This window comes from Mesorhizobium sp. M4A.F.Ca.ET.020.02.1.1, from assembly GCF_004022645.1.
In the GTDB taxonomy this organism is placed as follows: Bacteria; Pseudomonadota; Alphaproteobacteria; order Rhizobiales; family Rhizobiaceae; genus Mesorhizobium.
In genome coordinates this window covers 1-475 of the sequence record NZ_RZOI01001380.1, presented here as the reverse complement: position 1 = coordinate 475, position 475 = coordinate 1, and the positions used below count along the sequence as shown (strand labels likewise).

Sequence of the window (475 nt, the reverse complement as noted above, 5' to 3'; positions counted from 1 at the left end):
GCACGCCGATGGCAAGCACCACGGGCACCAACACCCATCCGGGCAGGAGGCCGATGAACGGGCGCGAAATGCCCTCTCCCGCCGGCACCAGCAGCGCGAAGGCACAAAAGGCGATGTAGTTGCCTTGCGCGAAGTTGACGAGGCGCATCACGCTGAAGATCATCCCGATGCCAAGCGCGGTGAGCGCGTAGATGCTGCCCAGGCTCAACGCGTCGATCAGATTCTGCGCCAGGTTGAGCATCATGCCGCCGCTCCTTCGAAACCGAAGAAGCTGCCTTCGAGCGAGCGCTCGGCTGCCAGGTCGCGCGCCTTGCCCGACCCCACGACGTGGCCGCTGCGCAGCATGAGCAGGCGCGCATCGACCTCCACCGCCCGCAAGAAGCTTTGCTCGGCAATCAGAAGCGTGAGATCGCGCTTTTCGCGCAGCGCGAGCAGAATGTCGTAGACCTGATCGATCAGTTTTGGCGCGAGACCG

The 475-nt window shown here is 64.2% G+C and carries 2 pseudogenes; both read right to left on the bottom strand.

What is annotated here, in order from left to right:
• Positions 1 to 244, bottom strand: a pseudogene (locus EN742_RS37245) (branched-chain amino acid ABC transporter permease); the annotation flags it as partial.
• Positions 241 to 475 (bottom strand): annotated as a pseudogene (locus tag EN742_RS38555) (ABC transporter ATP-binding protein); the annotation flags it as partial. The pseudogenes EN742_RS38555 and EN742_RS37245, both read right to left, overlap by 4 nt.